The organism is Rhodovulum sp. (assembly GCF_011048875.1).
In the GTDB taxonomy this organism is placed as follows: Bacteria; Pseudomonadota; Alphaproteobacteria; order Rhodobacterales; family Rhodobacteraceae; genus Rhodovulum; species Rhodovulum tesquicola.
Genome location: NZ_DSDD01000397.1, coordinates 1 through 2,189, shown reverse-complemented (window position 1 = coordinate 2,189; position 2,189 = coordinate 1). Strand labels below are relative to the sequence as shown.

The following is a 2,189-nucleotide window of genomic DNA, read 5'->3' as shown; positions in this document are numbered from 1 at the left end:
TCCATCGAGAATGCCGACATCATGTCCTGCATCATCTTGGTGAAGTCTTGGGTATCAGCCATTGGGGGGCTCCTCTTGCGGGCAACCCGCCCGCCTCTGCTGTGATCCTGAAAGGAACATACATGCTGCACTGCAGCATTTCAAGTCTTTCCGCTGCGGCGCAGCAGAAAATCGCCGGGGACATGGCGTCAGGCGGTCTTGCCCGTCAGGACGTAGGTCCCGGGCGCGTCGCACAGCGCCTCCAGCGGCCCCTCGCCGGGAATGCGCGCGGGCACCTGCCTGCCGGAACGGCGACCCAGCCACTCCTGCCAGCGCGGCCACCATGACCCCTCGTGGAACTCGGCGCTCGCGCGCCAGTCGTCCGCGGGTGTGTCCTTCAACGGTGCACCGCTCGTGTAATGGCCATATTTCCGCTTGCTCGGCGGGTTCACGATCCCCGCGACATGGCCTGACTGCGACAGGATGAAGGTCTTGTCCCGGCTGCCCATCCTGCGCACGCCCTCATAGGACGAGGCCCAGGCCGCGATATGGTCGGTCTCGCAGGCGATGGCGAATACCGGCACCTTGACCTCCGAGATCTTCACTCTCTCGCCGCAGATCTCGAAGCCTTCGGTGGCGAACCGATCCCCCTGGCAGAGCCCGCGCAGGTATTCCACCACCATCCGCCCCGGCAGGTTCGTCGAATCGCCGTTCCAGTAGAGCAGGTCGAAGGCGGGCGGGCGTTCGCCCATCATGTAATTGCGGATCGCGGGCCGGTAGATCAGGTCGTTCGAGCGCAGGAAGGAAAACGTCCGCGACATGAAGAAGCTGTCGAGATAGCCGTGTTCGGTCACCTCGCGTTCGATCCCGTCCACGAAATCGTCGTCGAGGAACACGCCCATCTCGCCCTGGTCCGAGAAATCGGTGAGCGTGGTGAAGAATGTGGCCGAGCGGATCGAGCGGTCCTTGCGCTTTTCCATCAGCGCCAGCGTCAGCGACAGCGTCGTGCCCGCGATGCAATAGCCGATGACATTGACCTTGTCCTCGCCGGTGATCGCCTTCACCTGCGCGATGGTTTCCAGATAGCCTTCCTCTACATAGGTATCTATGCCGACATCGGCATAGCTGGCATCGGGGTTCACCCAGGAGACCACGAACAGCGTATAGCCCTGATCCACGATCCACTTGATCAGCGAGTTCTTCGGCGTGAGGTCGAGGATGTAGAACTTGTTGATCCAGGGCGGGAAGATGATCAGCGGTGTCGCATGCACCGTCTCGGTGCTGGGCGCGTACTGGATCAGCTCCAGCATCCGGTTGCGGAAGACAACCTTGCCGGGCGTGGTGGCCAGGTTCTGGCCCACGGTGAATGCCTCGCGGTCGGCCAGCGTGACGAGGATCTCGCCCTCATTGGCCTCGATGTCGCGCACCAGGTTTTCCAGCCCGTCCACCAGCGACTGCCCGTCGGTCGCCACCGCCTTTTCCAGCGCCTCGGGATTGGTGCCCAGGAAATTCGCGGGCGACATCAGGTCCACGATCTGCTGGGTGAAATATTCCAGCCGCTTGGCATCCCTGGGCGACAGCCCCTCGACCTCGCGCACCGCCCGGGCGATCGCCTCGGCATTCATCAGGTATTGCTGCTTGATGAAGTTGAAATAGGGATGCGTCTGCCACAACGGGTTCGAGAACCGTGCATCGGGGGGCGTTCGGTCCTCGGGCGCCTTGAGCGTGCCGCGCGCCAGCGCCTCCTGCGCCTCGACGAAATGCTTCAGCGACTTGCCCCAATACGCGACCTGATGCTCGATCAGCTTGGAGGGGTTACGCATCATCTCGACCATGTAGGCCGCGGCCGCCTTCATGTAGAGATCATGGCCCGGCCCCTGCAGGTTCGGGTCGATCCGCCGCTTGCGCGACACCGCCGACATGAGACGCTCGGTCAGCCCCTCCAGCTTGGCGAGGTTCTCGTTCAACCGTTCGAGATTCCTGCCCGGCGCATCTTCTTCAGTTGTCACGGCGCGGCTTCCCCCTTACTTTTCGCGTTTGCAGCATGCCGCCTCCCCGGCTTTCGCTGTCCCTGCATCTCCGACATTCTATCGGAAAAGGAGTGGCGAATGAAATACATGGCGACCTACGACCTGATGGAGACGGCGCGCACCACCAACCAGTGGCTCGGCGCGACGGCGCAGGCCATCGGCTCCTACCCTGCCGTCAGC

1 protein-coding gene is annotated in these 2,189 nt (G+C 62.9%); it reads right to left on the bottom strand.

Annotation, left to right across the window (positions count from 1 at the left end):
• Positions 1 to 188: 188 nt before the first annotated feature.
• The gene (locus tag ENN83_RS13860; RefSeq protein ID WP_414707670.1) at positions 189 to 1,988 is read right to left on the bottom strand and encodes a PHA/PHB synthase family protein; all 1,800 of its coding nucleotides are present in this window, start codon (positions 1,986 to 1,988) and stop codon (positions 189 to 191) included.
• Positions 1,989 to 2,189: the final 201 nt, after the last annotated feature.